The organism is Streptomyces sp. NPDC048718 (assembly GCF_043198875.1).
Taxonomy (GTDB): Bacteria; Actinomycetota; Actinomycetes; order Streptomycetales; family Streptomycetaceae; genus Streptomyces.
The window spans coordinates 316,926-342,266 of sequence record NZ_JBICVG010000007.1; the positions used below are offsets into that span (position 1 = coordinate 316,926).

General features: G+C 73.5%; 22 protein-coding genes and 1 pseudogene. 8 read left to right on the forward strand and 15 right to left on the reverse strand.

Annotated features, from left to right (window positions below; genetic code table 11):
- Positions 1-49 precede the first annotated feature (49 nt).
- From ACGFRB_RS16130 to ACGFRB_RS16140, 3 genes are all read right to left on the reverse strand, one after another.
- A complete protein-coding gene (locus tag ACGFRB_RS16130; protein ID WP_393243490.1) occupies positions 50-2,539 on the reverse strand; it encodes a serine/threonine-protein kinase in 2,490 nt (829 codons plus the stop codon).
- Positions 2,540-2,754: 215 nt separating this feature from the next.
- The gene (gene greA, locus ACGFRB_RS16135) at positions 2,755-3,252 is read right to left on the reverse strand and encodes a transcription elongation factor GreA (RefSeq protein ID WP_363012540.1); all 498 of its coding nucleotides are present in this window, start codon (positions 3,250-3,252) and stop codon (positions 2,755-2,757) included.
- Between the two features lie 216 nt (positions 3,253-3,468).
- Positions 3,469-3,870 (reverse strand): DUF4307 domain-containing protein, encoded by a 402-nt coding sequence (locus ACGFRB_RS16140; protein WP_363012541.1) that lies wholly within the window; start codon positions 3,868-3,870, stop codon positions 3,469-3,471.
- Between the two features lie 96 nt (positions 3,871-3,966).
- On the opposite strand from ACGFRB_RS16140, the gene mca reads away from it, so the two are divergent.
- From mca to ACGFRB_RS16155, 3 genes are all read left to right on the forward strand, one after another.
- Positions 3,967-4,848, forward strand: coding sequence for a mycothiol conjugate amidase Mca (gene mca / locus ACGFRB_RS16145; RefSeq protein ID WP_363012542.1), 882 nt, complete (start codon positions 3,967-3,969; stop codon positions 4,846-4,848).
- Positions 4,841-5,089 (forward strand): hypothetical protein, encoded by a 249-nt coding sequence (locus ACGFRB_RS16150; RefSeq protein WP_363012543.1) that lies wholly within the window; start codon positions 4,841-4,843, stop codon positions 5,087-5,089. Before mca ends, ACGFRB_RS16150 begins: the two co-directional genes overlap by 8 nt.
- Before the next feature lie 404 nt (positions 5,090-5,493).
- On the forward strand, positions 5,494-5,883 hold the full coding sequence (locus ACGFRB_RS16155) for a rodlin (protein WP_393243493.1): 390 nt from the start codon (positions 5,494-5,496) through the stop codon (positions 5,881-5,883).
- A gap of 199 nt (positions 5,884-6,082) precedes the next feature.
- Here the strand turns inward: ACGFRB_RS16155 and ACGFRB_RS16160 are convergent, their stop codons facing one another.
- Positions 6,083-6,649, reverse strand: a complete 567-nt coding sequence (locus tag ACGFRB_RS16160; RefSeq protein ID WP_393243495.1) for a Uma2 family endonuclease — start codon at positions 6,647-6,649, stop codon at positions 6,083-6,085.
- Between the two features lie 127 nt (positions 6,650-6,776).
- On the opposite strand from ACGFRB_RS16160, the pseudogene ACGFRB_RS16165 reads away from it, so the two are divergent.
- Positions 6,777-6,895, forward strand: a pseudogene (locus tag ACGFRB_RS16165) (DUF255 domain-containing protein); the annotation flags it as partial.
- A gap of 36 nt (positions 6,896-6,931) precedes the next feature.
- Here ACGFRB_RS16165 and ACGFRB_RS16170 read toward each other — a convergent pair.
- Both ACGFRB_RS16170 and ACGFRB_RS16175 read right to left on the reverse strand, forming a co-directional pair.
- A complete protein-coding gene (locus ACGFRB_RS16170; protein ID WP_393243497.1) occupies positions 6,932-7,339 on the reverse strand; it encodes a type II toxin-antitoxin system VapC family toxin in 408 nt (135 codons plus the stop codon).
- The gene (locus tag ACGFRB_RS16175) at positions 7,336-7,608 is read right to left on the reverse strand and encodes a hypothetical protein (RefSeq protein WP_393243499.1); all 273 of its coding nucleotides are present in this window, start codon (positions 7,606-7,608) and stop codon (positions 7,336-7,338) included. The genes ACGFRB_RS16170 and ACGFRB_RS16175 overlap by 4 nt, the downstream gene beginning before the upstream one ends.
- 263 nt (positions 7,609-7,871) lie before the next feature.
- Between ACGFRB_RS16175 and ACGFRB_RS16180 the strand changes: the two genes are divergently transcribed.
- Positions 7,872-9,893 carry a thioredoxin domain-containing protein gene (locus ACGFRB_RS16180; protein WP_393243501.1) on the forward strand — a complete coding sequence of 674 codons (2,022 nt, stop codon included), beginning with the start codon at positions 7,872-7,874 and terminating at the stop codon, positions 9,891-9,893.
- 85 nt (positions 9,894-9,978) lie between these two features.
- On the opposite strand, the gene ACGFRB_RS16185 is transcribed toward ACGFRB_RS16180, so the two are convergent.
- The gene (locus tag ACGFRB_RS16185) at positions 9,979-10,962 is read right to left on the reverse strand and encodes an LCP family protein (protein ID WP_393243503.1); all 984 of its coding nucleotides are present in this window, start codon (positions 10,960-10,962) and stop codon (positions 9,979-9,981) included.
- 623 nt (positions 10,963-11,585) lie between these two features.
- On the opposite strand from ACGFRB_RS16185, the gene ACGFRB_RS16190 reads away from it, so the two are divergent.
- On the forward strand, positions 11,586-11,819 hold the full coding sequence (locus tag ACGFRB_RS16190; RefSeq protein ID WP_393243505.1) for a chaplin: 234 nt from the start codon (positions 11,586-11,588) through the stop codon (positions 11,817-11,819).
- A 370-nt stretch (positions 11,820-12,189) separates the two neighbouring features.
- A complete protein-coding gene (locus tag ACGFRB_RS16195) occupies positions 12,190-13,260 on the forward strand; it encodes a glycoside hydrolase family 26 protein (protein WP_393243507.1) in 1,071 nt (356 codons plus the stop codon).
- A 13-nt stretch (positions 13,261-13,273) separates the two neighbouring features.
- On the opposite strand, the gene ACGFRB_RS16200 is transcribed toward ACGFRB_RS16195, so the two are convergent.
- From ACGFRB_RS16200 to ACGFRB_RS16235, 8 genes are all read right to left on the reverse strand, one after another.
- Positions 13,274-14,395 (reverse strand): GNAT family N-acetyltransferase, encoded by a 1,122-nt coding sequence (locus ACGFRB_RS16200; RefSeq protein WP_393243509.1) that lies wholly within the window; start codon positions 14,393-14,395, stop codon positions 13,274-13,276.
- A 26-nt stretch (positions 14,396-14,421) separates the two neighbouring features.
- Positions 14,422-15,165 carry a lipopolysaccharide biosynthesis protein gene (locus ACGFRB_RS16205; protein ID WP_393243511.1) on the reverse strand — a complete coding sequence of 248 codons (744 nt, stop codon included), beginning with the start codon at positions 15,163-15,165 and terminating at the stop codon, positions 14,422-14,424.
- Positions 15,166-15,176: 11 nt separating this feature from the next.
- On the reverse strand, positions 15,177-16,358 hold the full coding sequence (locus ACGFRB_RS16210) for a glycosyltransferase (protein WP_393243667.1): 1,182 nt from the start codon (positions 16,356-16,358) through the stop codon (positions 15,177-15,179).
- 65 nt (positions 16,359-16,423) lie between these two features.
- Entirely contained in the window at positions 16,424-17,212 is a 789-nt protein-coding gene (locus tag ACGFRB_RS16215; RefSeq protein ID WP_393243513.1) for a polysaccharide deacetylase family protein, read from the reverse strand.
- The gene (gene murJ / locus ACGFRB_RS16220) at positions 17,124-19,187 is read right to left on the reverse strand and encodes a murein biosynthesis integral membrane protein MurJ (RefSeq protein WP_393243669.1); all 2,064 of its coding nucleotides are present in this window, start codon (positions 19,185-19,187) and stop codon (positions 17,124-17,126) included. The genes ACGFRB_RS16215 and murJ overlap by 89 nt, the downstream gene beginning before the upstream one ends.
- Before the next feature lie 220 nt (positions 19,188-19,407).
- A complete protein-coding gene (locus ACGFRB_RS16225; protein WP_393243515.1) occupies positions 19,408-20,727 on the reverse strand; it encodes an O-antigen ligase family protein in 1,320 nt (439 codons plus the stop codon).
- 171 nt (positions 20,728-20,898) lie between these two features.
- Positions 20,899-22,428, reverse strand: coding sequence for an exopolysaccharide biosynthesis polyprenyl glycosylphosphotransferase (locus tag ACGFRB_RS16230; protein WP_393243517.1), 1,530 nt, complete (start codon positions 22,426-22,428; stop codon positions 20,899-20,901).
- Positions 22,425-23,669 (reverse strand): glycosyltransferase family 4 protein, encoded by a 1,245-nt coding sequence (locus ACGFRB_RS16235; protein ID WP_393243519.1) that lies wholly within the window; start codon positions 23,667-23,669, stop codon positions 22,425-22,427. Before ACGFRB_RS16235 ends, ACGFRB_RS16230 begins: the two co-directional genes overlap by 4 nt.
- A 914-nt stretch (positions 23,670-24,583) precedes the next feature.
- Here ACGFRB_RS16235 and ACGFRB_RS16240 point away from each other — a divergent pair.
- Positions 24,584-24,823 (forward strand): chaplin, encoded by a 240-nt coding sequence (locus tag ACGFRB_RS16240; RefSeq protein WP_363011498.1) that lies wholly within the window; start codon positions 24,584-24,586, stop codon positions 24,821-24,823.
- The last annotated feature ends 518 nt before the right edge of the window (positions 24,824-25,341 follow it).

A 25,341-nucleotide genomic window follows, 5' to 3' on the forward strand; every position in this document is an offset into this window, starting at 1 on the left:
AAGGGGCCGAGGGGCCGAGGGCAGAGCCGGGGCCGGGCCGGGGCGAGGGCTACCGGGGGAGTTCCATGGAGGTCACGACCCCCTGGTCGTACACCAGATAGCCGATCCCGCCGACCGGCAGCACCTCCGGGCCGCGCAGCATCTCGGCGTAGTCCAGCGCGCTCGGCTCCCCGGCCCGCGCGCCCGGCGCCCCCGGGACGGGTACGGTGCGCAGTCCGGTGGGCTTCCCGTCCTTGCCGAGCCGCACCGTGTACAGCGACGAGTAGTCCGCGTACACCACCTGATCGCCCGCGAGCAGCGGCTGCGAGAAGACCTGCGCGAGCCCGCCCGGTGCGGTCGTGCCCGCGGTCGTGCGCGCGGTCGTGCCCGCGGTCGTGGCCGCGTAGGAACCCAGCTCCTTGCCGTCGCGCGCGTCGAAGACCTTCAGCGTGCCCTTCTCGTCGTCGAACCCGGCCGCCGTCCGCTCGGTGAGCACGGCCGGGCGCAGCTTCGCGACCGGCGCCGGCAGGCTCGCTTGGGTCGCGAGCGAGGAAGCGTCGAGGAGATGGGCCTTCTCCGGTACGTCGCGCGCGTGCGAGATCTCGGCACAGTACGCGCGCGTGCCGAGGACCTTGATCGTCTCGCAGTCACGGGCGTCCGCGTCGACCTGGCCGCGGACGGCACCGGTCTTCGCGTCGTACGCGATCAGCCCGCCGTCGCTGAGCGCGTACACCGTGCCCGCCGCGTAGGCGACGGGCTCGAAGCCCTTGTACTGCGAGCGCGAGAGATCGTCGTTGGTGAGCTGCTTCTCCCACAGCTTCCGGCCGTCGGCGAGCGCGTACGCGGTGAGGCCGGTCCGGCTCATATCGCGTGTCCCGGGAGCCGGGGTGACGACGAAGACCGCGTCGTCGGCGACGATCGGGCGGCTGGCCTCGACCGTCCGGTCCCAGCCCGGCTTCTCCCACCGGACCGTGCCGCCGCGCGCGTCCCGCACCTGGACCCGGCCGCCGGAGGTCAGGACGACGAGCCCGTCGTGGACGACCGGCCGCGCGGTCGCTCCGGCGATGAAGACGCCGCCGGTGGGCGAGATGAAACTGCGGTTGGCCTGGTCGTCCTCGACCAGGTCGGCCTGCCACAGCGGCTTTCCGTTCGCCGGGTCCAGCGCCTCGTACCGCCCGTCCGTCGTCCGGCACACCAGCGCCTTCTCGTTCGCCGAGCAGCCGAACGCCGGCGCCGACAGCTTTGCGCGCCACGGCTTCCAGCCGGCCGGCCGCTGGGTGGCGTTCTGCGGGACGACCCCGGAGGCGTCCATCAGCCCCCGGTCGTCGACGCCCGGCACGCGCGGCCCGGCGGCGGGGGCCGGGGAGGCGGGGGCGGCCCGGTCCGGTCCGCTCTCCGGCCGCGCCTTGGGCCACAGCAGATACGCGCCGAGCCCGCCGCCGACGACCGCCAGGGCCACCACGGCCGCGAGCAGCGCCCGGCGCCGCCGGCGGGGAGGCTGCCCGGCCGCGGGAACGGCGGGCGCGCCGGTGGGCCCCATCGTCGGCGCGGCATGCGGGTCCGGTGTGGCGTACGGGTCGAGTACGGGGGCGTGGCCGGGGGTGGTGGAGGGCGCGGCGGCGGGTCCGGTGGCGGGCACCTCCAGGAGCGGGCCGCCCGCCGCGACGAGCTGCGCCAGTTCCTTCCCGTACGCGCCGATGTGCTCCCGTACGGCCTCCGGCCAGGCCGGCATCCGCCCGCCGTCGCCACCGAGCAGCTCCACCAGCCGCTCGGGATCCGGCCGGTCCGCCGGATCGAGGGACAGACAGGCGGCGACGATTGCGCGCAGCTCCTCCGGTACCCGCTCCAGATCCGCCTCGGCCTGCGAGACGCGATAGAGGACAGCCGCCAGCGGCCCGTCCCCGAAGGGATCCTCGCCGGTGGCCGCGTAACAAAGGACGGACCCCAGACAGAAGACGTCCGACGCGCCGGTCACCCGCCGCGCGCCCGCCACGTGCTCGGGCGACATGAAGGCGGGCGTGCCGACCATCATCCCGGTCGCGGTCATGGTGGTGGCGCCGGCCGCCCGCGCGATACCGAAATCGATCAGCCGCGGCCCGTCCACGGCGAGCATCACATTGCCCGGCTTGAGGTCGCGGTGCAGCACCCCGGCCGCGTGCAGATCGGCGAGCGCGCGGGCGATCCGCGCGCCGAGCGCCCGCACCGTGGCGACCGGCAGCGGACCGCCGCGCCGGACGGCCTGGGAGAGGCTCGGGCCGGGGACGTACGCGGTGGCCAGCCAGGGCAGCCCGGTGTCGGCGTCCCCGCCGACCGGAGCCGCGGCGTACGCGCTGCGCACCAGCCGCGCGACCTGGATCTCACGGCGGAAGCGGTCGCGGAAGGCGGGCTCGCCCGCCACGTCGCGGCGCACGGTCTTGACGGCGACGTACGTGCCGTCCGCCGCGCCCGGCCCGCCCCGGCGGCCCAGGTACACCTCGCCCATGCCGCCGGCGCCGAGCCGCGCCAGGATCTCGTACGGCCCGATCCGCCGTGGCGCACCCTCGCGCAGCGGTCCCAGCATCCGTCCGTCCCCCTGTCCCTCGCCCGGCCGACTCCTTGATCATTGCATGAGCATGCAGAGTCCCAACGGGGCCGGGGCGGGGGCCCGATGGGGACGGGCGGAGGGCCGGACGGGGGACGGGGCCAGGGGCCGGAAAGTCTGCCGGCCCCGGGTACGCGAACGGGCCGGACCCCCAGTCAGGGGATCCGGCCCGTCCGTCCGCCAGGCGGCGGGGATCAGTCGGTGTACGGCTTGGCGCTCAGGATCTTGACCATGGCCATCTTGCCGTTCGGCAGCTCGTACTCCGCGTCGTCGCCGGCCTTCTTGCCGTTGACGCCGACGCCGAGCGGGGACTGCGGCGAGTAGGTCTCGATGGTGTCGCTCGCGTACTCGCGGGAGGCGAGCAGGAAGGTCAGCGTGTCGTCCTCGTCGCCGTCGAAGGCGATCGTGACGACCATGCCGGGCTCGACGATGCCGTCGTCCGCCGGGGCCTCGCCGACCTTGGCGTTCTGCAGGAGCTGAGTGAGCTGCCGGACCCGGAGTTCCTGCTTGCCCTGCTCTTCCTTGGCCGCGTGGTACCCGCCGTTCTCGCGCAGGTCGCCCTCCTCGCGCGCAGCGGCGATCTTGGTGGCGATCTCGGTACGCGCGGGACCAGACAGGTACTCAAGCTCACCCTTGAGCTTGTTGTACGCCTCCTGGGTGAGCCAGGTGACGTTGTCGCTGGTCTGGGTCACAGGTGCTCCTCGTAGGTACTGGGAATAAAAGGTTCGATCTGTACGGAAGGCGCGCGCCGAAGCTCCTGCTTCAAGCGTGCGCCTTTCGAACGGACGAAACCACGAGCCTAACAATGAGTGGCGAAAAGCGGGAGGACATAAACCACGAGCTTTACGTCACCCCAGGTCACCGGGGTGGCCCGGCGGGGCTCTCGCCCGCTTCCTCCCTACCCACCGCTACCGGGCTGTACACCCCAGCAGCTCGGCGCTGGTCGCCTTCGCGGTCGTACGGACCGTGTAGATCTTGTCGAGCCGGGTTCCGGGCTCGTCGACGGGGACGTCCTTGCGACCGACCTCGGCGCCGTCCTTGGACTGCGAACGCAGCGTGCACACGCCCGTCACGTCCTGGTCCTTGCGGATCTCCAGGTGGACCTGGACCTCGTCGTCACTGACGATCTCGAAGCGGATCACCTGGGCGCTGATCTTGCTGTCGACGACGTAGTACCAGCCGAACCAGCCCAGCAGGGCCAGCATCAGGGCCCCGAGCACGGCGCCGGTGATCTTGAGCTTGCGGTCGGCGCGCTCGTCCGCGGAGCGACCGTAACGCCCCTCGGGCAGCGACTCTCGCACCGCGCTCATGATCGTTCCTCTCGCCGTCGGTGGCCGGAATTTTCCCACCCCCGATTCCGTCACTATAGAGACCTTCCTAAGCGACGAATCACTGAGGATCGAGTCTTGACTGAGCAGTTGCGACTGATGGCCGTGCACGCCCACCCCGACGACGAGTCGAGCAAGGGTGCCGCGACCATGGCCAAGTACGTGTCCGAGGGGGTGGAGGTCATGGTGGTGACCTGCACGGGCGGTGAGCGCGGCTCCATCCTCAATCCCAAGCTCCAGGGCGACCCCTACGTGGAGGCGAACATCCGGGAGGTGCGCCGCAAGGAGATGGACGCGGCGCGCGAGATTCTCGGCGTGGGCCAGGAATGGCTCGGTTTCGTCGACTCGGGGCTGCCGGAGGGCGACCCGCTGCCGCCGCTGCCCGAGGGCTGCTTCGCGCTGGAGGACGTGGACGCGGCCGCCGGCCGGCTCGTCCGCAAGATCCGTTCCTTCCGTCCGCAGGTGGTCACCACCTACGACGAGAACGGCGGATACCCGCACCCGGACCACATCATGACCCACAAGATCTCCATGGTGGCGTTCGACGGCGCGGCCGACACCGAGAAGTACCCGGAGGACGAGTTCGGTCCGGCATACCAGCCGCAGAAGCTCTACTACAACCAGGGCTTCAACCGTCCGCGCACCGAGGCCCTGCACACGGCGCTGCTCGACCGGGGCCTGGAGTCCCCCTACGGGGACTGGCTGAAGCGCTGGTCGGACTTCGAGCGCAAGGAGCGCACGCTCACCACCTTCGTGCCGTGCGCGGACTTCTTCGAGACCCGCGACGAGGCGCTGATCGCCCACCGCACCCAGATCGACCCGGACGGCGGATGGTTCCGGGTGCCGATGGAGATCCAGAAGGAGGTCTGGCCGACGGAGGAGTACGAGCTCAGCAAGTCGCTGGTCGACACCTCCCTCCCCGAGAGCGACCTCTTCGCGGGCATCCGCGACAATGGCTGACATGAGCGCACACCTGGTACTGACGCAGCTCGTCCCCATGGCGGCCAAGGACCTGGACCAAAGCAAGGTGACGCCCGGCGTCCTCGGGTTCGTCGTCTTCGCGGTCCTGGCCCTCGCGGTCTGGGGACTGATGAAGTCGATGAACCGCCACATGGGCAAGGTCGACTTCACCGAGGCCCCGGACCCGGCGGCGGCCGGAGCGGCGGCCGCGGGCCCGGCCTCGGGCACGGCGGGCAAGTAACCCGGCGGAACCCGGGCCCCGGCACACGCCGGGGCCCGGTTCCGCGTGTGCGGACCCTTTTGGATCTTGCACGGCGGGATCGATATCGCGCTGCACCGCCCGACGCGCCACGGCGCACCGCGGCGTGCGCCCCGCGAGGCGTCGCGTGCGAAGCGTGCGGGCGCGCGACTCCATCCCCGTGCGCCGGTGGTGATACGGCTCCGACCTGCGACGTTTCACTCGAACGGTCGACCGTCGAGTCTTCGTCCGGTGGCGTTCATCTGCTGAATACCGCGTCCGAGTGACGCCGCAGAACCAATCCTTCTCGGGACAGTTGATCAGGGCGCTTCGGTCCACGAAGCAGTCAGTCACGCTTCGGTCCACGAAGCAGTTTCCGGGCCACCGAGCTCAAGAAGGAAGATCTCGTGATCAAGAAGGTTCTTGCAACTGCTGCTGTCGCGGCCACCGTCGTCGGCATGTCCGCGACCACGGCGCTGGCGGCCGGTGACGACGGTGGGTCCGCCAACCTCGTCGGCAACACGTCGCACCAGTCCATCGGTGCCAACTCCACCGGCGGCTACATGAGCCCGAACTTCGGTCTCGTCAACGGCGGCTTCCTCGACTGCTTCGATGTTCAGAAGCTGGAGGCCGACGTCCCGCTCGGCGTCATCGCCATCCCGGTCGGCGTCCAGGACGTCCTCGGCAACCCGGTCTCGGGCCAGACCTGCACCCAGGACTCCGTGCAGCAGAAGGGCGACGACGCCCTGTCGCACATCCTGGGCGAGGTCCTCGCGGAGAACGGCAACATCGGCTGATCCTCACGGACCCGCTGAAGCGGCCCCGGCCCTCGCCCCTCACGGCGGCGAGCCGGGGCCGCTCGCTGTTCCCACCCATGCGCTCCTGCTGCCGCGCCCCCGCTGACCACTGCCGGAGCCCCGTTCACCGGCTAGGGCACCGTCCTCCGGCGGTCCGTGGAGAATCGGGGACGACGGAGGCGCCGCGAAGCCGTTGTCGTCAGATGACGTCGAGGTCGGCCGTGACGGAGAAGGGCACGGTGGCCTTGATCGTGCCGGTGAACATCTCGCCGTCCCTGTAGGCCTCTGTGGCCGGGTCGAGCACATAGGTGTAGACGATGGGCACGCCTGTGGCGGCCTGTTCGACCCGCCAGTAGAAGGGGATACCGGCCTTGGCGTACTGGTCCACCTTCACGATCCGGTCCGTCGTCTCCGAGCCGGGTGACACGACCTCGACGACCAAGAGGATGTGCTCGGGGCGGGTAGGGGTGACGTCGAGGGTCTCCGCCCGGTAGACGATGACGTCCGGGCGGCGGTTGGTGAGGGGAACGTCCTGCAGTCGCACGTCGAAGTCCGTGTCGGCGTTCCAGTCCGGGCCTGCCGCCGCGTCCAGTACGTTGGCCAGGATTCGGGCCAGCCGGTTGTGCCGCTTGGAGGCGCTCGGGCTCACGACTACCATCCCGTCCACGATCTCGATGCCGGCGCACTGCTCCTCGGACCAGGAGTCGTACTGCTCCGCGCTGATCTGGGAATGCATCCAGGCGGGCGCCACCGTCTCGGCGGTCATGGTGTGCCTCCTTCGAGGAGCCCTGAACAACTTTGACGCTGCTGGGCTCAGCGTACTGTCCCGTGACGTCGGGCCGCCCTGCCCGAAAAGGGCGCTTGGTGCGCTCCCCGTCGTCCGCACGGGCCCTGTGAGGGGCTGGATCGCGGAATCGGCCGGCTGGTGGCCCTGGACCCCGAGGCGTTCGCGGAGGCGAGACGGCGGGATGTGCCCGTCCTGTTGTCCGTCGGCTGCTCGGCGTGCCACTGGTATCAGTGGACTCGCGAACCCAGTAGTCGAGGGTGCTCACACGTCTCTGATGATCACGCGCTTCCCGCAGAGCTTCGACCAGTCGTCACGGTCGGAGGTCAGGACGACAGGGGGAGCTGGGACACGAAGCGCGAGCGCGGCGACGAGGGCGTCGATCGCGTACTTGTGTCCGGGTAGCCCGCCGGTGTCCTGAAGCAGCTCCACGGCGGTCAGGGAGTCCTCCTGACTGACCGGTTGCACCCGCAGTCGGGAGAGCACCCACTTCAAGCGCGCCAGATCGGTCTTCCCGTGTACGGCTTCCACAATGGTCAGCGCGGACACGAGGACGGGAACCCCAGCCTGCCGGGATGCCTCGATGCGAGCCGCCATCTTGCGGTCGTTGCGCAGGAGCAGAGAGAGCGCCTCGGAATCGAGCACCAGCGAGCGGGCCGGCTGCTCCTTCACGCGGCGCCCCGCTCGACATCCCCGGCGTGTACGTCTCCGAACAGCTCGCGACGAGCGGCTTCGATCTCCTGCTCCGTGAGCGCGCCGTGCTCCTCCTCGTGGGACGCCACGATCTCGGCAAGTCCGTCCATGGCGAGCTGGTGCCTGACGGCTTCGGTGATGTAGCTGGACAGCCCACGGCGGCCGGTACGGGAGCGGAGCTCGCTGACCAGCTCGGTGGGCATGGACACGGAGATGTTCTCGGTGGTCCCGGCGCGGGTCGGCTTCATGCCCCAAGTGTATGACAAGCTCTATTACACTGAAGGGCTTTGTCGCTTCCCAGTGAACCGGGGGCAGCCGGGGCTGAGCCAGACCCAGATGAGCTTCCTGCCCGGGGCCGATGCCTACTGCGGGGCGACCAGCTCACCCTCGCCACCGTCCAACAGGGATTACGTAAGCGATCGATGGAGGCCCCAGCCTCCTCTGCCGACGCTTACGGTGTCGCGGTCAGCGGCTTTGGGCCGGCCGGCCCGGAGCGTGCGACGATGCCGGTATGAACCGGCTGGCTGGTGTGACCTCGCCCTATCTGCTGCAGCACGCGGACAATCCGGTCGACTGGTGGCCCTGGACCCCCGAGGCGTTCGCCGAGGCGAGACGGCGGGATGTGCCCGTCCTCCTCTCCGTCGGCTACTCGGCGTGTCACTGGTGTCATGTGATGGCCGACGAGTCCTTCGCGGACGAGACCACCGCCGCGCTGATCAACGAGAACTTCGTCGCCGTCAAGGTCGACCGCGAGGAGCGGCCCGACATCGACGCCGTCTACATGGAGGCCGTGCAGGCCGCCACCGGGCAGGGCGGCTGGCCCATGACCGTGTTCCTCACCCCCGACGCCGAGCCCTTCTACTTCGGCACCTACTTCCCGCCCGAGGCCCGGCACGGGATGCCGTCGTTCACCGATGTCCTCGACGGGGTCGCCCGCGCCTGGACCGAGCGCCGCGACGAGGTCGGCGAGGTCGCCGGGAAGATCGTGAAGGACCTCGCGGAGCGTTCCCTCGCGTACGGCGGCGCCGGCGTTCCCGGCGACGCGGAGCTGGGGCAGGCTCTGCTCGGGCTCACCCGGGAGTACGACCCCCGCAGCGGCGGTTTCGGCGGCGCGCCCAAGTTCCCGCCGTCGATGGTGCTGGAGTTCCTGCTGCGCCACCACGCCCGCACCGGCGCCGAAGGCGCCCTCCAGATGGCCTCCGACACCTGCGAGGCGATGGCCCGCGGCGGCATCTACGACCAGCTCGGCGGCGGCTTCGCCCGCTACGCCGTGGGCCGTGACTGGACGGTGCCGCACTTCGAGAAGATGCTGTACGACAACGCGCTGCTGTGCCGCGTGTACGCGCACCTGTGGCGGACGACCGGCAGCGAACTGGCCCGCCGCGTCGCGCTGGAGACCGCCGACTTCATGGTGCGCGAACTGCGCACCCCCGAGGGTGGTTTCGCCTCCGCGCTCGACGCCGACTCCGACGACGGCACCGGCCGGCACGCCGAGGGCGCGTTCTACGTGTGGACGCCCGAGCAGCTCACGGCCGTCCTCGGCGAGGACGACGGCGCCTACGCCGCCCGCTACTTCGGGGTCACCCCCGAGGGCACCTTCGAGCAGGGCAGCTCCGTGCTCCAGCTCCCGCAGGACGCGGGCGTCGCCGACGCCGCGCGGATCGCCGGCATCCGGGAACGGCTGCTCGCCGCACGCGACGAGCGCCCGCGGCCAGGCCGCGACGACAAGATCGTCGCCGCCTGGAACGGTCTCGCCGTCGCCGCGCTCGCCGAGACCGGCGCCCTGCTCGACCGCCCCGACCTGGTCGAACGCGCGACCGAGGCCGCCGATCTGCTGGTCCGGCTGCACCTCGGCGACGGCGCCCGGCTCACCCGTACCTCCAAGGACGGCCGCGCGGGCACCAACGCCGGGGTCCTGGAGGACTACGGCGACGTCGCCGAGGGCTTCCTGGCGCTCGCGTCCGTGACGGGCGAGGGCGTGTGGCTGGAGTTCGCCGGGCTGCTGCTCGACATCGTCCTCGACCAGTTCCGGGGCGAGGGCGGCGCGCTGTACGACACCGCCCACGACGCCGAGCGGCTGATCCGCCGTCCCCAGGACCCCACCGACAACGCCACCCCGTCCGGCTGGACCGCCGCGGCCGGCGCGCTCCTCACCTACGCGGCGCACACTGGATCCGCCCCGCACCGCGCCGCCGCCGAGGAGGCCCTGGGCGTGGTCAAGGCGCTCGGGCCGCGCGCGCCCCGGTTCATCGGCTGGGGTCTCGCCGTCGCCGAGGCGCTGCGCGACGGGCCGCGCGAGATCGCCCTCGTCGGCGACCCCGGCGGCGAGGACTTCGCCGCCCTGCGCCGTACCGCCCTGCTGGCCGGTGCCCCCGGCGCGGTCCTCGCCGCGGGGCGGCCCGGCGGCGAGGAGTTCCCGCTGCTCGCCGACCGTCCGCTCCTCGACGGCCGGGCCACCGCCTACGTCTGCCGGCACTTCGTGTGCGACGCGCCGGTGACCGGCCCGGGGGAGCTGGCGCACCGGCTCGCGTAGGGCAGAGGGGTTCCAGGGGCCTCATGGGCCTCGGGGGTCCCAGAGGCCCATGAGATCCAGGGGGCGAGTGGTAGGGGGTGCGGCGCTACGCGCACACCAGCGTGCCGCCCCCGACCGGGCGGTACTCGCCGAGGCCCTGCGGGATGTTGGCGGGGGTGGCGGCCGCGAGCTTCGGGAGGGGGCGGTCGGCGCGCAGGGCCGCGAAGACCTGGGCGGCCTGCCGCTCGTCCCAGGCGAGGGTCGAGCCGACGCCCTCGATGTCGGGGTTGAAGCCGCTGATGGGCACGACCGCGAACTCGGTACGGGCCGGCGGCAGGTTCTTCAACCGGCCCGCCAGCTGGACGAGTTCGACCGCCGTGATTCCGCGCTCGCCCTGGTTCGTGCCGCCGCGCAGGGTCGTGGCGAAGGCGCGCAGCGCGTCGGGGCTGTTCAACAGCCCGCGGCGCACGGTGTGATGCAGGTTGGCGAGGAACTTCTGCTGTTTCTGGATGCGCCCGAAGTCCATCTTGCCGTCCGCGCGCCGTGACCGGACGTACTGGAGGGCCGCGCCGCCGCGCAGCGCCGTGGTGCCAGGGGCCAGATCGATGCCGGTCACCGGGTCCTTGAGGCGGTTCGGGGTGCAGACGGGGACACCCCCCTTGACGGCGTCGACCGTGTCCATGAAGCGGCGGAAGTCGACTTCGAGATAGCGGTCCACCGGCACCTTGGTCATCGCCTCGACGGTCCGGATGGTGAAGGCCGGACCGCCCTCCTTCCAGGCGTTGTTGATCTTCGCGGGGTGCGCGCTGTGCCGGTCGCCGGTGCCTCGGTCGACATGTCCGGCCGGGAAGCGGGCGAGGGAGTCGCGCGGCAGGCTCACCACGCTCACGCGGTCGCCCGCGGCGGAGACGTGCATCAGCATCATCACGTCGGTGCAGGCGCACTCGTGGTGGCCGAGGCGGTAGCGCTCCTTCTCGCCGTCGGTCAGCCCCGCGCGCGAGTCCAGGCCGACGACGAGCACGTTCAGTCCCTCTTTCGGGGACGGCAGACCGGGCGGCGCGGCGGCGATGGCGCCGCCCGTGCCGAGCACGAGGAGAGTCGTCGTGAGGAGGAGTAGACGCCTTTTCCGGGTGGGCGGACGGGGCGGCGGACAAGAATACGAATTGGTGTGCGAATTGATCTGAGGGTGCGTGCGTGAGGGGAGGGTGGGGAAGATCATGAGTGAAACGTTAATTCGGGCACTCTCGCACGCGGATGCGCCACGCGACATGCGCTGTTCGAATCACTCTCCCGTGACAGCTGTGCCATGATGCCCGAACCTCAGCGGAAGGAGCCGGAAATGGCGCCCGATCCCGGGAAATGGGAACGGATGGCCTTCATTCCGAAGAGCCGTGATGTGGCGGATCCCTCGGCCGCCCAGCGTGAGTCGTTCCCCCTCTACTCCTCCCTGGCCCGCCAGTGGGCGGACTCCGGGCGGGCGGTCCCCGGAGTCCCGGACCGGGAGTGGGAAAGGCTGAAGAATACCCCTATCTGGCCGCATTGACGGGGGAATTCGACCAGTCAAATGGGTGAACGGGCAGGTCGCGGCGTGGCGTCTTTCCTTCGCCGTGGGAGTGTCCTGATGAATCATGTGGTGGGAGGCGGGGGCACTTCGTGCGCCCGCACGTCACGAGATCCGTGCATTCACTTCCGCCGCGGAAAGGATCAGACGAAATGAAGTGCAAGAAGGCCGCAGTCGTCGTCGCCGGTCTCCTGATGGCCCTGGGCACCGCCGCTCCCGCGATGGCCGACGCGGAAGCCGAGGGTGTCGCGATCGGCTCGCCGGGCGTCCTGTCGGGCAATGTCATCCAGATCCCGATCGAGCTGGAGGCCAACGTCTGTGGCGACAGCATCGACCTCATCGGCCTGCTGAACCCGGCCCTCGGAGACATCTGCATCAACGACTGACGGCCGTGCCGGAAGGAGGCCGGCCCCGGGGAGCGCCCACCGCGCTTCCCGGGGCCGGCCTCTTCCGCGTCCGCGCCCCGCCCGGACCCCTCCCTCGCAAAGGAACCCCATGCTCCAGCGGAAGCGAAGAATCCCGGGCGGATGGCCGGGGGTGCTCACCACCGCGCTCCTCGCCGTCTGTCCCCTCGCGTTGTCGCCCCCGGCCTCGGGGAGCACCACCCCCGGGCCCCCGCCCGCCCTGACGCCCGGTCCCGCCCCCGTGTCCGTCGCCCCGGTGTCCGTCGCGCCCGCGCCTGTCGGGCCCGCGCCTGCCGTACGCACCGGGCCCGTCCCGGGAGCCGCGCCCGGCGGCGTATCCACGGCGGCGCCCGTGTACGTCTCCAGGCCCGCACCCGCGCCCGCGCCGTCCACGGCGACTCCGGCGGCCCCCGCACCCGGGACGGATCCGGCCGCGGCCATGGGCGCCTTCCTGGAGTCCGGGCCGGCCGGAGTGGCCCGGCTTCGCATGCTCGGTGACTGGCTCGGCGGCCGTGAGCTGCGGGTCGCGCACACCTATCTGCCCGGCGAGGTCTGGGCCGGCATCGAGGGTCCGGTCGCCCTCCTCGCCCCGTGGGCCCGCTGGCGCGCCGAACGCGCCGACCGGCTGCTCGTCCTCAACGTCCCGATGCTGGACGGCAGCGAACTGCGCGTCCCCGACCGGGAGGTGGCCCGCCGGCTCCGGTGGGGTGCCGCCGGGGCCAACGACGAGCACTTCCGCGTTCTGGCTCGGCGGCTGGTCGCGCTGGGCGCCCCGGACGCCGAGATCGTTCTCGGCTGGGAGATGAACGGGACGACGTACACGCACCGTTGTGCCCCCGACCCGGTGGCGTGGAAGCGGTACTGGAGCCGCGTCGTGACCGTGATGCGCGGGGTGCCGGGAGCGCGGTTCCGCTTCGACTTCGCGCCGAGCCGCGGCCTGGACGCCATCCCGTGGACGGCGTGCTATCCCGGGGACGACGTCGTCGACGTCCTCGGCATGGACTCCTACGACCAGCCGGCCGGCGCGCCGTTCGACCTGCATGTGAACGAGCCGTACGGCCTCCAGACGCAGGTCGACTTCGCGGCCCTGCACCGCAAGCCGGTCGCGTACCCGGAGTGGGGCCTGTTCCGCAACGGGGACAACCCCGAGTACATGCGCCGCATGCTGGAGTGGATGACCCGCCACCGGCCCGTTTACCACACCATCACCGACTACTGCCCGCACGGCGTCTGGCAGTGCGGCGCCAACCCCCGGTCCTCGCGGGTCTTCCAGCAGATGCTGTACGAGGCCCGGCCGCAGCGACCCGCGCCCGCACCCGCACCCGTGTCCTCGGCCCCCAGGCCCGTACCCGGACCCGCGCCCGCTCGGGCCCCCGCACCTGGCGCCGGCCCTGTCATCCCCCAGGGGGCCCGACACCCATAGGAAACAAGGGAGTTCAATCCGTCCCGGCGCCCCGCAGGCCCACCCGCCGGACCGCCCGGCCCAGCCACTCCCGCTCGCGTGCCTGCCGGGCCGCCCAGCGCCGGCCGAGCGCGGCGCCCGCCCGCGCCCACAGCAGCGGGCCCGCGCCGGAACCAGCAAGCAACAGGCGCTGGTTGGGGACGGTCTCGGGGCGCCAGTGATGTTTGTACGGTTCGGTGCCGCGCAGCATGCTCAGCGTGGCCCGGCCGTTCCCGCCCGCCTCCCGGGCGCCGTGGCGCAGCAGCATCGCGGCCACGTCGACCTTGCGGTCCCGCAGCGCCGGGTCGGCCCCGTACAGATAGCCGCCCGCGAGGCGCGGCGAGACCAGTGTGAGATCCGCGCACACCACGGCGCCGTCCAGCCGGAACTCGGTCACCATCGCCTCCCCGCGCTCCACCATCGGCCGCACCGCCCGCGACAGGTGCCGGGCGAAGCGTCCGCTCGTGTGTTCGGCGGTCACCCCGCGCCCCCGCCACTGGAGCCGGTGCAGCGTCAGCAGCCGGTCGAGCGCGGCGGGGACCTCGGGGCCTGGCACCACCCGGGTGTCGATGCCGAGCGCGTCCATCTTCCGGAACTTCGCCCGCATTCGCTGCGCCTTGCCCGACGGGATCCGTTGGAGCAGATCCTCCATCGGTGCGGCGGGCAGCTCCAGGCAGTCCGAGTCGGGCAGTCGCCGGCGCGGCCCGCGCCATGCCGCGTAGATCCGCTCGGCCGCCGCCCCGGGGCGTACCTCGCGCAGATCGAGCACCGTGCCGCGCGCCGCGCGGGCGAGCGCGGCGGCCAGCGCGGGCACTGCCTCCGGGCAGTCGTCGTCGACGAGGACATCGGTGAAGTCGGTGATGGAACCCCCCAGTTGGGTCAGCGGCGACAAGGGGCCGCCCGCCCGCATCAGGGGTGCGGCGGCGACCAGGGTGCCGTCGGCGCGCCGGACCAGCACCACCCGCAGGGCACCCGGCCGGCCGTACGACAGCCACCAGGAGTACAGCCACGCGTGCGACTGGAACGGCGTCGCCGTCGCGCAACGCCCGTACAGCACACGCCACTCGGCGCCCAGGAGGCGGAACACCTCCGGGTCTCGGCACACTTCGGCCCGCATCCCGCCGGCCCTCCCCTCGCCGCCTTTCACGCCGTCTCCGGTTCCGGCTGCTGCACGGCCGCCGCCGGCGCCGGTACGGCGACCGGGTCCGAGGTCCGGGCCGACGGCGCGTCCGGGGCCGCGCCCGGGGCCGCGCCCAGTCGCCGTCCGTCACCGGCGGCGCCCCGCACCGCCGCCCGCTTCGGCCGGACGAGCAGCCCGAGACCGCCGAGCAGTCCGCCCGCGCAGGCCCCGACCAGCGCCGCGAGGCGGGGCGACGGCGACACCGGGGTGGTCGGCTTCGTCGCCCGCGCGAACTCCACCACACGTACCCCGGTGTTCGCGGCGACCCGGGTGCTGTCGAGGACGAGCGCCCGGGCCACGCTGTCCGCCATCGCCACGGCCTTCGCCGGCTTCGGTGACCGCGCCGTGATCGAGACCATCGGCGCGTCCGGCGAGGTCTCCGCCCGCACGCTGGAGCGCAGCGTCGTGACCGGGACGCCCGCCCAGCCCTGGGCGCCGCCGGTCACCGCGAGGTCCGTGGCCACCCGCCCGTACGCCTGGGCGAAGCCGAGCGCCGCCGCCGGGTCCGCCTTCTGGTCCGGCACGACGAGGACGTAACTGGTCGCGGCGTACTGCGGGGTCTTCACGACGCCATAGCCGGCGCCCGCCGCCGCGCCCGCCAGTACGGCGGCCGGCAGCACCGTCCAGCGGGCGAGGGGGAGGAGACGGGGCCGGGCGGTCGTGCCGGGGTTGCTTGGGGTGCTTGCGGTGCTTGGGGTGCCAGTCATGGGGGCAGCTCTCACTTCACGGAAGGGTGGGGGCCGCGCACGGCCCGCTGGTAGAGGGACAGCAGCTGCTCCGCGCCGCGCGCGATGGCGTAGGAGCGGACCGCCTCGGGCGGCGCCGCCCGGAGGCCTTGGCCGCCCGGCCCGCCCGGCCCGCCCGGCCCGGCCAGCCGGGATCTCGCGAACGCGCGGATGGAGCCGATGAGTTCTGGTACGGAAGGGCCGACCCGAAGGGCCCCGGGAGCCGCGCCGGGCGGCAGGTCGTCGAGCGCCGGGCAGGCCACGTACCGCACCGGCAGCCCCGCCGCCAGCGCCTCGACGACGGCCAGGCCGAACGCCTCGTCGGGGGAGGCGGACACGAACAGGTCCATCGCGGCAAGCAGCGACGGCAGATCCGGATCAGTCCGCCGCGACCCGCCCCGCTCCGGCGGATCGGGTACCGCGCCCGTCAGGATCACCCGCCCGGCCGCCCCGCACTCCTCGGCGGTCCGCAGCAGTCCGGCCCGCTGTTCGCCGTCGCCGACGAGCAGCAGCCGCGCCTCCGGCACCGCCGCGACCGCCCGGACCAGCCGGTCGAACCGTTTCCCGGGGACGAGCCGCCCCACTCCGCCGACCACGAACGCGTCCACGGGCAGCCCGAGCAGCGAGCGCGCCCGGGCCCGGGCGAGCGGGTCGAAGGCGAAGCGGGCCGGTTCGATGCCGTTCGGGACCACTCGGATACGGGACGGGGCGACGCCCCAGTCGGCGAGCCGCCGGGCCACGCTCGGCGACACCGCGACGGTGGACGTGCCGAGCCGCTCCGTCGCCAGATACAGCGCGCGGGTCCCGGCGGACAGCGGCCGGCCCTCGATCTGCGCCTCGCCCAGGGAGTGTTCGGTCGCGACGACCGACCGCACCCCGGCGAGCCGGGCGGCCGGCCGGCCGTACACGCACGCCCGGTACAGATGGGTGTGCACGAGGTCGTAACGGCCCTGCCGGATCAGCCGGGTGAGCCGGGGCAGCGCGCCGACATCGCGGTTGCCGGTCATGCCGAGATGGGTGACGGGGGTGCCGTCCGCCTCGATGCCGTCGGCGACCGGACCCGGGTTGGTGAGCGTCACCACATGTCCGCGCACCGGCAAGTGCCGGAGCAAGAGCCGGAGTTGCTGCTCGGCCCCGCCGATGCCGAGCCCGGTGATGACATGCAGGACCTTCAGATCGTCGCGGTTCGAGGCGCCAGCGCATGAGGCGTCACCGTTCACCACACCCACGGCGTCGTCGTTCACGGCATCACCATCCGTGCGAACGCGCCGTTCTGGACGGGCGGTCGGCCGACGGGCGTGCGCCGCCGCAGGGGGTGCAGCACCCGTTTCGCGGCCAGCCGCCAGGAGGTGTCCGTCTCGCCGATGTGCACCCGGGGCAGGGTGTACAGGCCGCTCAGCGGGCCCGGGTCGATCGCGCAGGCGTAGCGGTAGCCGGCCCGCCCCACCGCCCGCACGATCCGCGGATCGACCGCCCCGTACGGGTAGCAGAACCCTTCCGGCGCGCGGCCGGTGATCTCCGCGACCAGCTCCCGGCTGCGCCGGGTCTCGGTGGCGACCGTGGCGTCGTCGGCACCGGTGAGGTCGACATGGCGCAGACCGTGCGAGCCGATCTCCATGCCGGCCGCCGCCGCCCGGCGGATGCCGGCCGCGTCGAGCAGCGGCTTGCGCGGGCCGAGGGCGTCCCAGCCGTTGTCGCCGCCGAGCCGCCCGGGCAGCACGTACACGGTCGCCGTGAAGCCGTACCCGCGCAGCAGCGGCACCGCCGTGTCGAGGAAGTCCGCGTACCCGTCGTCGAAGGTGAGCCCGACCAGACCGGCCGCCCGCCCGGCGGCGGCCGCCGTGAGCAGTTCGCGCACGGACACCCCGCGCAGCCCCCGCCCGGCCAGCCAGCGCAGCTGGCGGGCGAGCCGGGTGGGCGAGACGGTCACCCGGTACGGGTCATCGGAAGGGTCGGCGACGGAGTGGTACATCGCGATCCACAGGGGCGTTCGCGGCAGTAGGCGGCGCAGCGCGGCGGGCGCGGGCATGGGGGGTCCTTCGCGGGGAGATACGGGCAAGACGGGTGACGCGCGCGGTACGGGGCACCGGCGCGCCGCGGGAAGCGCCACGGGTCTCGGCGCGGGTACGGGATCGGTCGCCGGAACGGGCGCGGGCGCGGGGGAGCGGCGGAATGTCGGGTGCCGTGGCGGCGCACGCCACGAACAGCAGGAACACCCCGGTGACCACCAGGCCCGCGACGGCGACCGCGAGCAGCGGTGGATCGACGAGCCGCGCGCACAGCCAGCCCGCGCCGGTCGCCCATGCCCCGGCGGTCGCCAGCCGCAACAGGCCCTCGCCGAGCCTCGGGACGTCGATCGGTACGGCCTGGCGGCGCGCCCCGCTCAGCAGCAGTACGGCGGTCACCGTGATGCCGAGCGCGTTGGCGCCCGCGATCCCGGCGGCGCCCCACAGATGCGCGCCGACCGCGCCCGTGACGGCGGTGGCGGAAAGCCCGTAGCCCATCGCGGCGGCCGGGTACCAGAGCGGGCGGGCGGCGGAGAAGTAGCAACGGACCAGGGCGCCGACCAGCGTCTGGCCGAGCAGCCCGAGGGCGTACACCCGCATGACCCCGGCCGTGGCCGCGGTGTCGGCGGCGTCGAACGCACCGCGCTGGAAGAGGACGTCGACGATCTGCGGCGCGGCGGCGATCACCGTCGAGGCGCCGATCAGGACCACGACCGCGGCGAGCAGCAGATCCCGTTCGACCCGGCGGCGGGCCGCCTCCGGGTCGCCGGAAGCGAGGGTGCGGGCCACCACGGGGAAGCTGACCGTGCAGAGTATGAGCGACACGGTCATCGGCATCTGCGCCACTTTCTGGGCGTAGTTGAGATGCGAGATGGCTCCGGCCGGGAGCGGCGAGGCGAGGAAGCGCTCGATCAGCACCTGGGACTGGCGGGTCAGCGCGAACACGACGACCGGGGCGATCATCCCCAGGACCAGCAGCCGCCCGTCCTCTCCCGGGGAACGGTCCGCCGGGCGGGCGTCCGCTCCACCGGCCGGTCCGCCTGCCGCTCCACCGGCCGGTCCGCCCACCGGGCCGTCCGGGCCCGGGCGCGCGGGCTTCGGGTTCGACCGGCGGTCGCGCAACTCCCGTACGAGGGAGGGTGCTTGGATCGCCACCATCAGCACCGCGCCGACCGCGACCCCGGCCGCCGCCGCCCGTACGCCGAACGGTTCGCGCAGCGCCAGGGTCGTCCCGATGATGCCGACGTTGTACGCCACGTAGATCGCGGCCGGCGGCAGGAACGAACCGTGCGCCCGCAGCGCCGCCGAGCAGTACCCGGCCAGCGCGAACGACAGCACACAGGTCGCCGTCAGCCGCGTGCAGTCCACCGCGAGCGCCGGGTCGGGCAGACCGGGCGCGAGGACGTCGACCAGCTGCGGCGCGCCCACCACGAGCAGCGCGGCGACGGCGGCGACCGTCAGGACGAGACGGGGCATCGTGTGCCGTACGAGGGCACGCACCGGGTCCGGGTACGGGGCGAGGCCCGGGGTCGCGCCCGGGGCCGACATCGACCGGCGGGCCAGCGCCCCGGCGAACGCGGGCACCAGGATCAGCGCCATCGCGTCCTCGATCAGCAGCGTCGAGGCGAACTCCGGCACCGTCCACGCCACCAGGAACGCGTCCGTCTCCGCGCCGGCACCGAAGTACCGGGCCAGGATCTGGTCGCGGACGAGCCCCAGGACCGCGCCGACCGCCGTGAGCACGGCCGTCACGAACGCCGCCCGCATCAGGAACGTCCCGGACGGCCCCCGGGCCCCGCCGCCCCGCCGGGACGTCCGCGTGCCCGCCGTGCGGGGCCCGTTCGCCTGCCGCGCTCCGTCCGCCTTCCGCGCCCCGGGCCCGGGGACGCGTGGACGCTGTCCGGCGGGCACCGGGCGCGCCACCTCCGCGTCGGTCGGCGCGTCCGGCCGCCACGGGTCGGTACGGGGGCCGCCCGGATCGCCCGGGGTGAACGGCATCCACGCGTCCCCGGGCGACGGCAGCCCGCGCTCGGTGCCGGGATCGAAGCCGGCGGCCAGCGGGGCGATCATCCGAGGGGGCATCAGAGCACCGCTCAGGCTCGGCACGCCACTCACGCCCGGTACGCCCGGTACGCCGGACCTGCCGGTCGCACCCGGCTCACCAGCGCCGGCACCCGCACCAGCGGCGTCGGCGTCCGACCAGGGATCGAGCAGGGGATCAGGCACCGCGCACCTCCGTCAGCGACCACCAGGCCGCGAGCCCGAGGACGACCGACATCAGGACCGTCGAGGGCCCGCCGATGTCCGCGTAACAGAAGTCGACGAGCTGCCAGACCAGCAGCCCCGTCGCCACCAGCGCGCAGTCGGAATCGGAACCGGACCGCCCCGCCCACGCCGACCGCCCCGCCCACGCCGACCGCCCCACCGGCCCGACCAGTCCCGCCGGCCGGCCCCGCCGCCCCGGCCACCCCCGCCGTACGCCCGCGACCAGCAGCACCGCCCAGCCGCCCGCGAGCGCGAGCAGACCGATCAGCCCCTGCTCGCTGAGCACCAGCAGATACATGTTGTGCGGGGACAGCAGCGGCTGACGCGCGTACAGCGCGCCCGCGCCCGCCGTGTCGCTGCCGGAGGACAGGGCCAGCGACGCGCGCGCGTCCCGGTAGGCGGGGAACTCCTTCAGACCGACACCGGTCAGCGGCTCCTCGCGCCAGATCCGCCCGGCCGCCGCCCACAGCGTGTACCGGTCGGTCACCGACTGGTCCGGCGCCGCCGTCACCTGGGTGATGCTCGCGACCCGCTCCTCCACCATGGCCGAGCCGACCCCGAAGCCGCCGACCAGGACGACCCCCAGCGCCGCCACGACCGCCGCCACCCGCACGGCCCGCCGCACCCCCGCGAGCAGCAGCTGGACCCCGCAGGTCAGCACCGTCGCGATCCACGCGCCCCGGCTGAACGACAGCACCAGCGGCACCCACAGCACCGCCGCGCACACCAGGGCCGCCGTCCGGGCCCGCCCGGGCCGGCCGCCGAGCGCCCGTCCCACCGCGACGACCACGCCGTACGCCACCACGGTCGCCATGCCCATCACATCGGTGGCGCCGAAGGTGCCGACCGCCCGTACGTCCTCGCCCTGGTACGAGGCGCCGGTGCCGGTCGCGTACTGCGTGACCCCCACCGCCCCCTCCGCCAGCGCGAGCGCCACCAGCGCCCACGCCAGCAGCGCGAAGTCCCGCCGGTCACGGACCGACAGCAGGACGGCCGCCGGGACGAGCACGAAGATCTGGAGGTAGCGGGCGACTCCCGGCAGGCTCGCGGCCGGATCGGCCGAGGCGACAGCCGCCAGACACACCCCGAACACCGGCAGGCCGAGGACCACCGCCGCCGTACGGGTCAGGGGCCGCGCCCCGCTCCGGATCACCCGCACCAGGCAGACGAGGACCAGCAGCCCCGACGCGGCGTCGGCGACCGCGCCGCTGCCGCCCGTGCCGCCCCGCGTCCCCTCCCCGCCACCGCCCGGGACGAGCAGCAGGGCGATCACGGCGAGGACCGGCGCGAGCCCGGCCGCGCGCCGCGCCCACTCCCGTACCTCGGCTTTCGATCCGGCCCTTGAACCTCGCCCTGCTTCGACCCCCGCCCCTACGCCTGCCCCTGCTCCTACGCCTGCCCCTGCCCCGACCCCCGCGCCGGCCACCGCCGCTGTCGTCATCGGTCAGCTTCCCGTCGGTCGCACGAGCTCGGCCGCCGTGCGCAGCAGGATGCAGACGTCCTGCCACAGCGACCAGTGGTCGATGTAGTGGTTATCGAAGCGGCAGCGGTCCTCGATCGAGGTGTCGCCGCGCAGACCGTGCACCTGGGCGAGTCCGGTGAGCCCCACCGGCATCCGGTGCCGGGCCGCGTAGCCCGCGTGGACCCGGCTGAACTGGGCGACGAAATGCGGGCGTTCGGGCCTCGGCCCGACCAGGCTCATGTCCCCGCGCAGCACGTTCCACAACTGCGGCAGCTCGTCCAGCGAGGTCTTGCGCAGAAACTGCCCGGCCGCGCTCATCCGGCGGTCGTGGGCCACGCTCCACCGGGTCGCCGCCTCCGTCTCGTCGGCCGGCAGCGTACGGAACTTGAGCAGCGTGAACAGCCGCCCATGCTGCCCCACCCGCTCCTGCCGGAACAGCACCCCGGGACCGTCCGAGAGCCGCACCGCGAGCGCGCACAGCAGCAGCACCGGCAGCGCGAGCGCCAGCGCGGGCCCCGCGACGGCCAGGTCCAGGGCCCGCTTCGCGGTGAGCCCGCGCCGCTCGGCGGGCGGCAGCAGTCGGCGGCAGCCGTACCCCCACAGATGGTCGTTCATGGCCCGCCTCGCCGCCCCCACCGGCGCCGTGTCCGCGTCCGCCGGGGTCCGGCCGACCCGCCAGGTGGCACAGCCGAAGCGCTGGAACAGCGTCACCAGAGCCTCGTCGTCGGCCAGGAACACGGCGTCGCGCACGGCGTTTTGGATGACCGCCCGGTGGATCTCCTCCGCCGAGGTCAGCACCGGCAGACCGCGCTCGCCGTCGTGCCGGGTGCCGACGATCCCGACCGGCCGGACGCCGTACTCCGGGTGCTGCGCGAGCGCCGCCGCGAACCGGCGGGCCGCCCCCGGCGCGCCGACGACCAGCGCCGCGCGAGGCCGCCCCCGCGCCGCCCGGCGGCGGCGCGCGTGCGCGAGCCCGCGTGCCACGGTCACGACGAGGACATGCGTGCCGTACGCGGCGCCGAGCCGCAGCGGGCCGATCACCAGACCGGGCGCGCACGCGGCGACCACGGCCGCCGTCCCGCACCAGGCGACCCCGGCGCGGGCCGCGAGCGCGGGCAGTTCGTCGAGGACCCCGCCACGCGCGCCCACCGGCGGCCGGTAGAGCCCGGCCGTGCCGTCGAGCAGGAAGACGAGGGCGGCCACGAGCAGCGGCACCTCCCAGCGCCGGTGCGCCGCCGACAGCATGCCCACGGCGAGGAGGACGGCCGTCGCGTCGGCCGCGACCAGGGGCGCGGCGGTCGCCCGGGGGCCGGCCGGGCGGCGCGGCGCCGGCACCGTCCGCCGCCCGGCCGCGCCGCGCGGGGCGGCGAGGGCGGACCGGTACGGGACCCGGCCCGGCACGGGCCATGCCCCCGGGGCCGAACCAGGTGACGGACCCGAGGGCGATCCCGAGGACGAGGCCGGGGACGAAGCCGGGGAGGAAGAAGGGATGCGGGTGCTTTCCGTCGTCACTGCGCCATCGGCTCTCTGTGCTCCGTGCCCCGCACTCCGGCCAGTTCGCGGTAGAGCTCCGCGACGGCCGCGCCGGTGCGCCGCACATCGAATCTGCTGAGTACGTGCTCGCGGGCCTCTCGGCCCAGCGTGTGCCGCAGCGCGGGCCGGGCCAGCAGCCGGCCGAGCGCGGCGGCGAGCGCGGCCGGGTCGCCGGGCGGGACCAGGCACGGCGCCGCGTGGCCGGGCGGCAGGCTCTCGCGCGCGCCGGCCACGTCGCCGAGCACCACGGGCCGGCCGCACGCCATCGCCTCCAGCGGCGCGAGGGCCATGCCCTCCCAGCGGGACGGCAGGACGACCAGGTCGGCGGCCCGGTACCAGGGCACGGGGTCGGCGACCGCGCCGGTGAACCGCACCGAGGGGCCGGATCCGGCGGCGGCCCGCAGCCGCGCCGCGTCCGGACCGTCCCCGACCAGCACGAGCCGCGCCCCGGGTACCGCCTCGGTCACCGCGGGCCAGGCGGCGAGCAGGACGTCCTGCCCCTTCTGCCGGCACAGCCGCCCCACGCACACGACGAGCGGCCCGGTGCCGGTGGAGTCCGTGCCGGTGGAGTCCGTGCCGGGGAAGTCCTCTCCGGAGGGGGCCAGGTGTGCCGAGTCGCCCCGCGCCGCCGTGGCCCCTGGCTCCGTGTTCCCCCGCGCCGCGGCTCCCCGCGCGTCGGGGGCGAAATGACGCGTGTCCACCCCGTTGTGGATCACCGACCAGGGGGCACGGATCCCGGCCTCCTCGCCCGTACGGCGCTCGGCCTCGCTGACACAGACCAGCCGCGCCGTCCAGCGGGCGGCGGCCCAGCGCTCCCAGCCGCGGGCCAGCGCGGCGGTGACGCCGGTGACCGCCTCGAAGGACCAGGCGTGCGGCTGATGGACCGTCGGAATCCGGCCGCGCACGGCCAGTCGGGCGCACAGCCCCGCCTTGGCGCTGTGCGCGTGGACCAGCGCGGGACGGACGGTACGGATCAGCCGGCCGAGCTCGCGGGTCTCGGCGAACAGCCGCGGGCCGGGTTCGCGGCCGGCCCGCCAGGGGTACACGACGGCGCCCGCCGCACCGGCGGCGGCGGCGAGTTCGGTGCCCGGCGGACACGCCACGGCGATCCGCAGGCCCGCCGCGCGCTGTGCGCCGACCAGGTCGGTGACGACCCGGGCGACACCGCCGTCGCCGGGCTGGACGGCGTGCAGCACGTCCGTACGTACGTCCGTACGCACGTCGTCAGTACCCGCTGTCCGGCCGAAGGCCTCCCGGGGCGCGCCGGACACGCCGTACGGGGGCGCGCCGGATCCCGGAAAAGTGACGGATGTGGAAATGATCGGCCCCATGACGCTGCGCCCCCCGCGGATCGAAGAATTCGGAGTCGTACCCCTGGGCCGGAAGAGGAACGGGAATCCGCTCCTTCCGGCACGCCGCCGCATTCACGAGACCGGGGTCCGGTACGGCGTCCACGGGAAACGCGACCCGCACAGCTCCCCCGGCAAATGCGAGATACGCGGCGCGCGCGTCGGCGGTGTCGGAGATCCCGGCGTGGAGGGAAACGCGAACGGGAACGCGAATCGGAACACGAACCGGAACACGGACGGGTACGGCCGCGCGGGCGGGGACGGAAATGCCGCCATGGACCCGCACGCGTGCGGTGGCACCTGTACGGCCCTGGTCCCGGTCGTGGCGGGCGGCCGGGAGCGCCGTCCGCGCCATGGAAGCGCGTACCGCACCCCGAGGTACGGCGGACACCGCTGAATTCCACATACAGGCTCTCCGCTTTGCTGAGAGAAGGAAGGGAAGACCCGTGGAGACCGGGGGAGGGGAAGACGTCGGCCACGCGAAAGGAATGAACGCGCGACGGGACCGGAAGCAACGTTCCCGACCGTTATAACCCCCGGGCCCGGAGATACTGAGGATGAGCCGGTCGCGTTCCCGAACTTCCGTATCCGGTCGGTGGGTTCCTCGGTGGGCGTGTTGCGGGCATCCCGGACCGGACACTCGAATGACCCTCCTATGGGCCAAAGATCGGTTGAACGTCACCCATTCGGGAGAGCAACCGATGAAAGTCCGGGGCGTTGAGGTAGATGCCGGGCGCAATCGCCCGCGCCGTCCGAGTGAAGTACCGATCGAGGAGACGATCCCCATGTCCCGTATCGCGAAGGCCGTCGCCCTGTCCGTCGGCGCCGCCGCCACCCTTGCCGCCGCCACCGGTGTCGCCACCGCCGACGCCGGTGCCGCCGGTGCCGCCGTGAACTCCCCGGGTGTCATCTCCGGCAACACCATCCAGGTGCCGGTCGACCTGGACCTCAACCTGTGCGGCGACACCATCGACATCATCGCCCTGCTGAACCCGGCTTTCGGCACCGTCTGCGTCAACGACTGATCCAGCGCGCCGAATCGCCGATTTTCCGAGGCCGGCCCGTCGCTCCCGCAAGGGGTGGCGCGCCGGTCCTTTTCGTGTGCCGCGATCCGCTGCGCGCGCGGGGGCGGGTGGGGTGTGCGGGGCGTATGGGGTGCCGGGCCCACGGTTTCGAGGGCACCGTGGGCGCCGTGGATCTCCGCGGTTCCGCGCGTACGGCGGGTACGGCGCCTTCGGCGCGTTCGGGGTACGTCGTGTCGTCCGTTCACTTCTCGCTCGCTGTCGTGCCGGTGTGCGTCTCCGTACGCCGTCCGATGAAACGGCGTACGCCCCCGGAGTGAGTGGGCTGCTGAGCCGGTTCACTCGAACGGATTGATGGCGCTCGGTAGTTCTGATGTCGCTGTACGCGATATCCGCAGGTCGGCGCCGGAGGGGCGGGCCGCCCCGAGAGGCGCGCGAACGGGTGTCCGATACAGCTGGGGCGCGCGTGGTGTGACTGGTCGGGCGATCACACCGGTGGGGTCGTCATTCGGGTGTCGTAC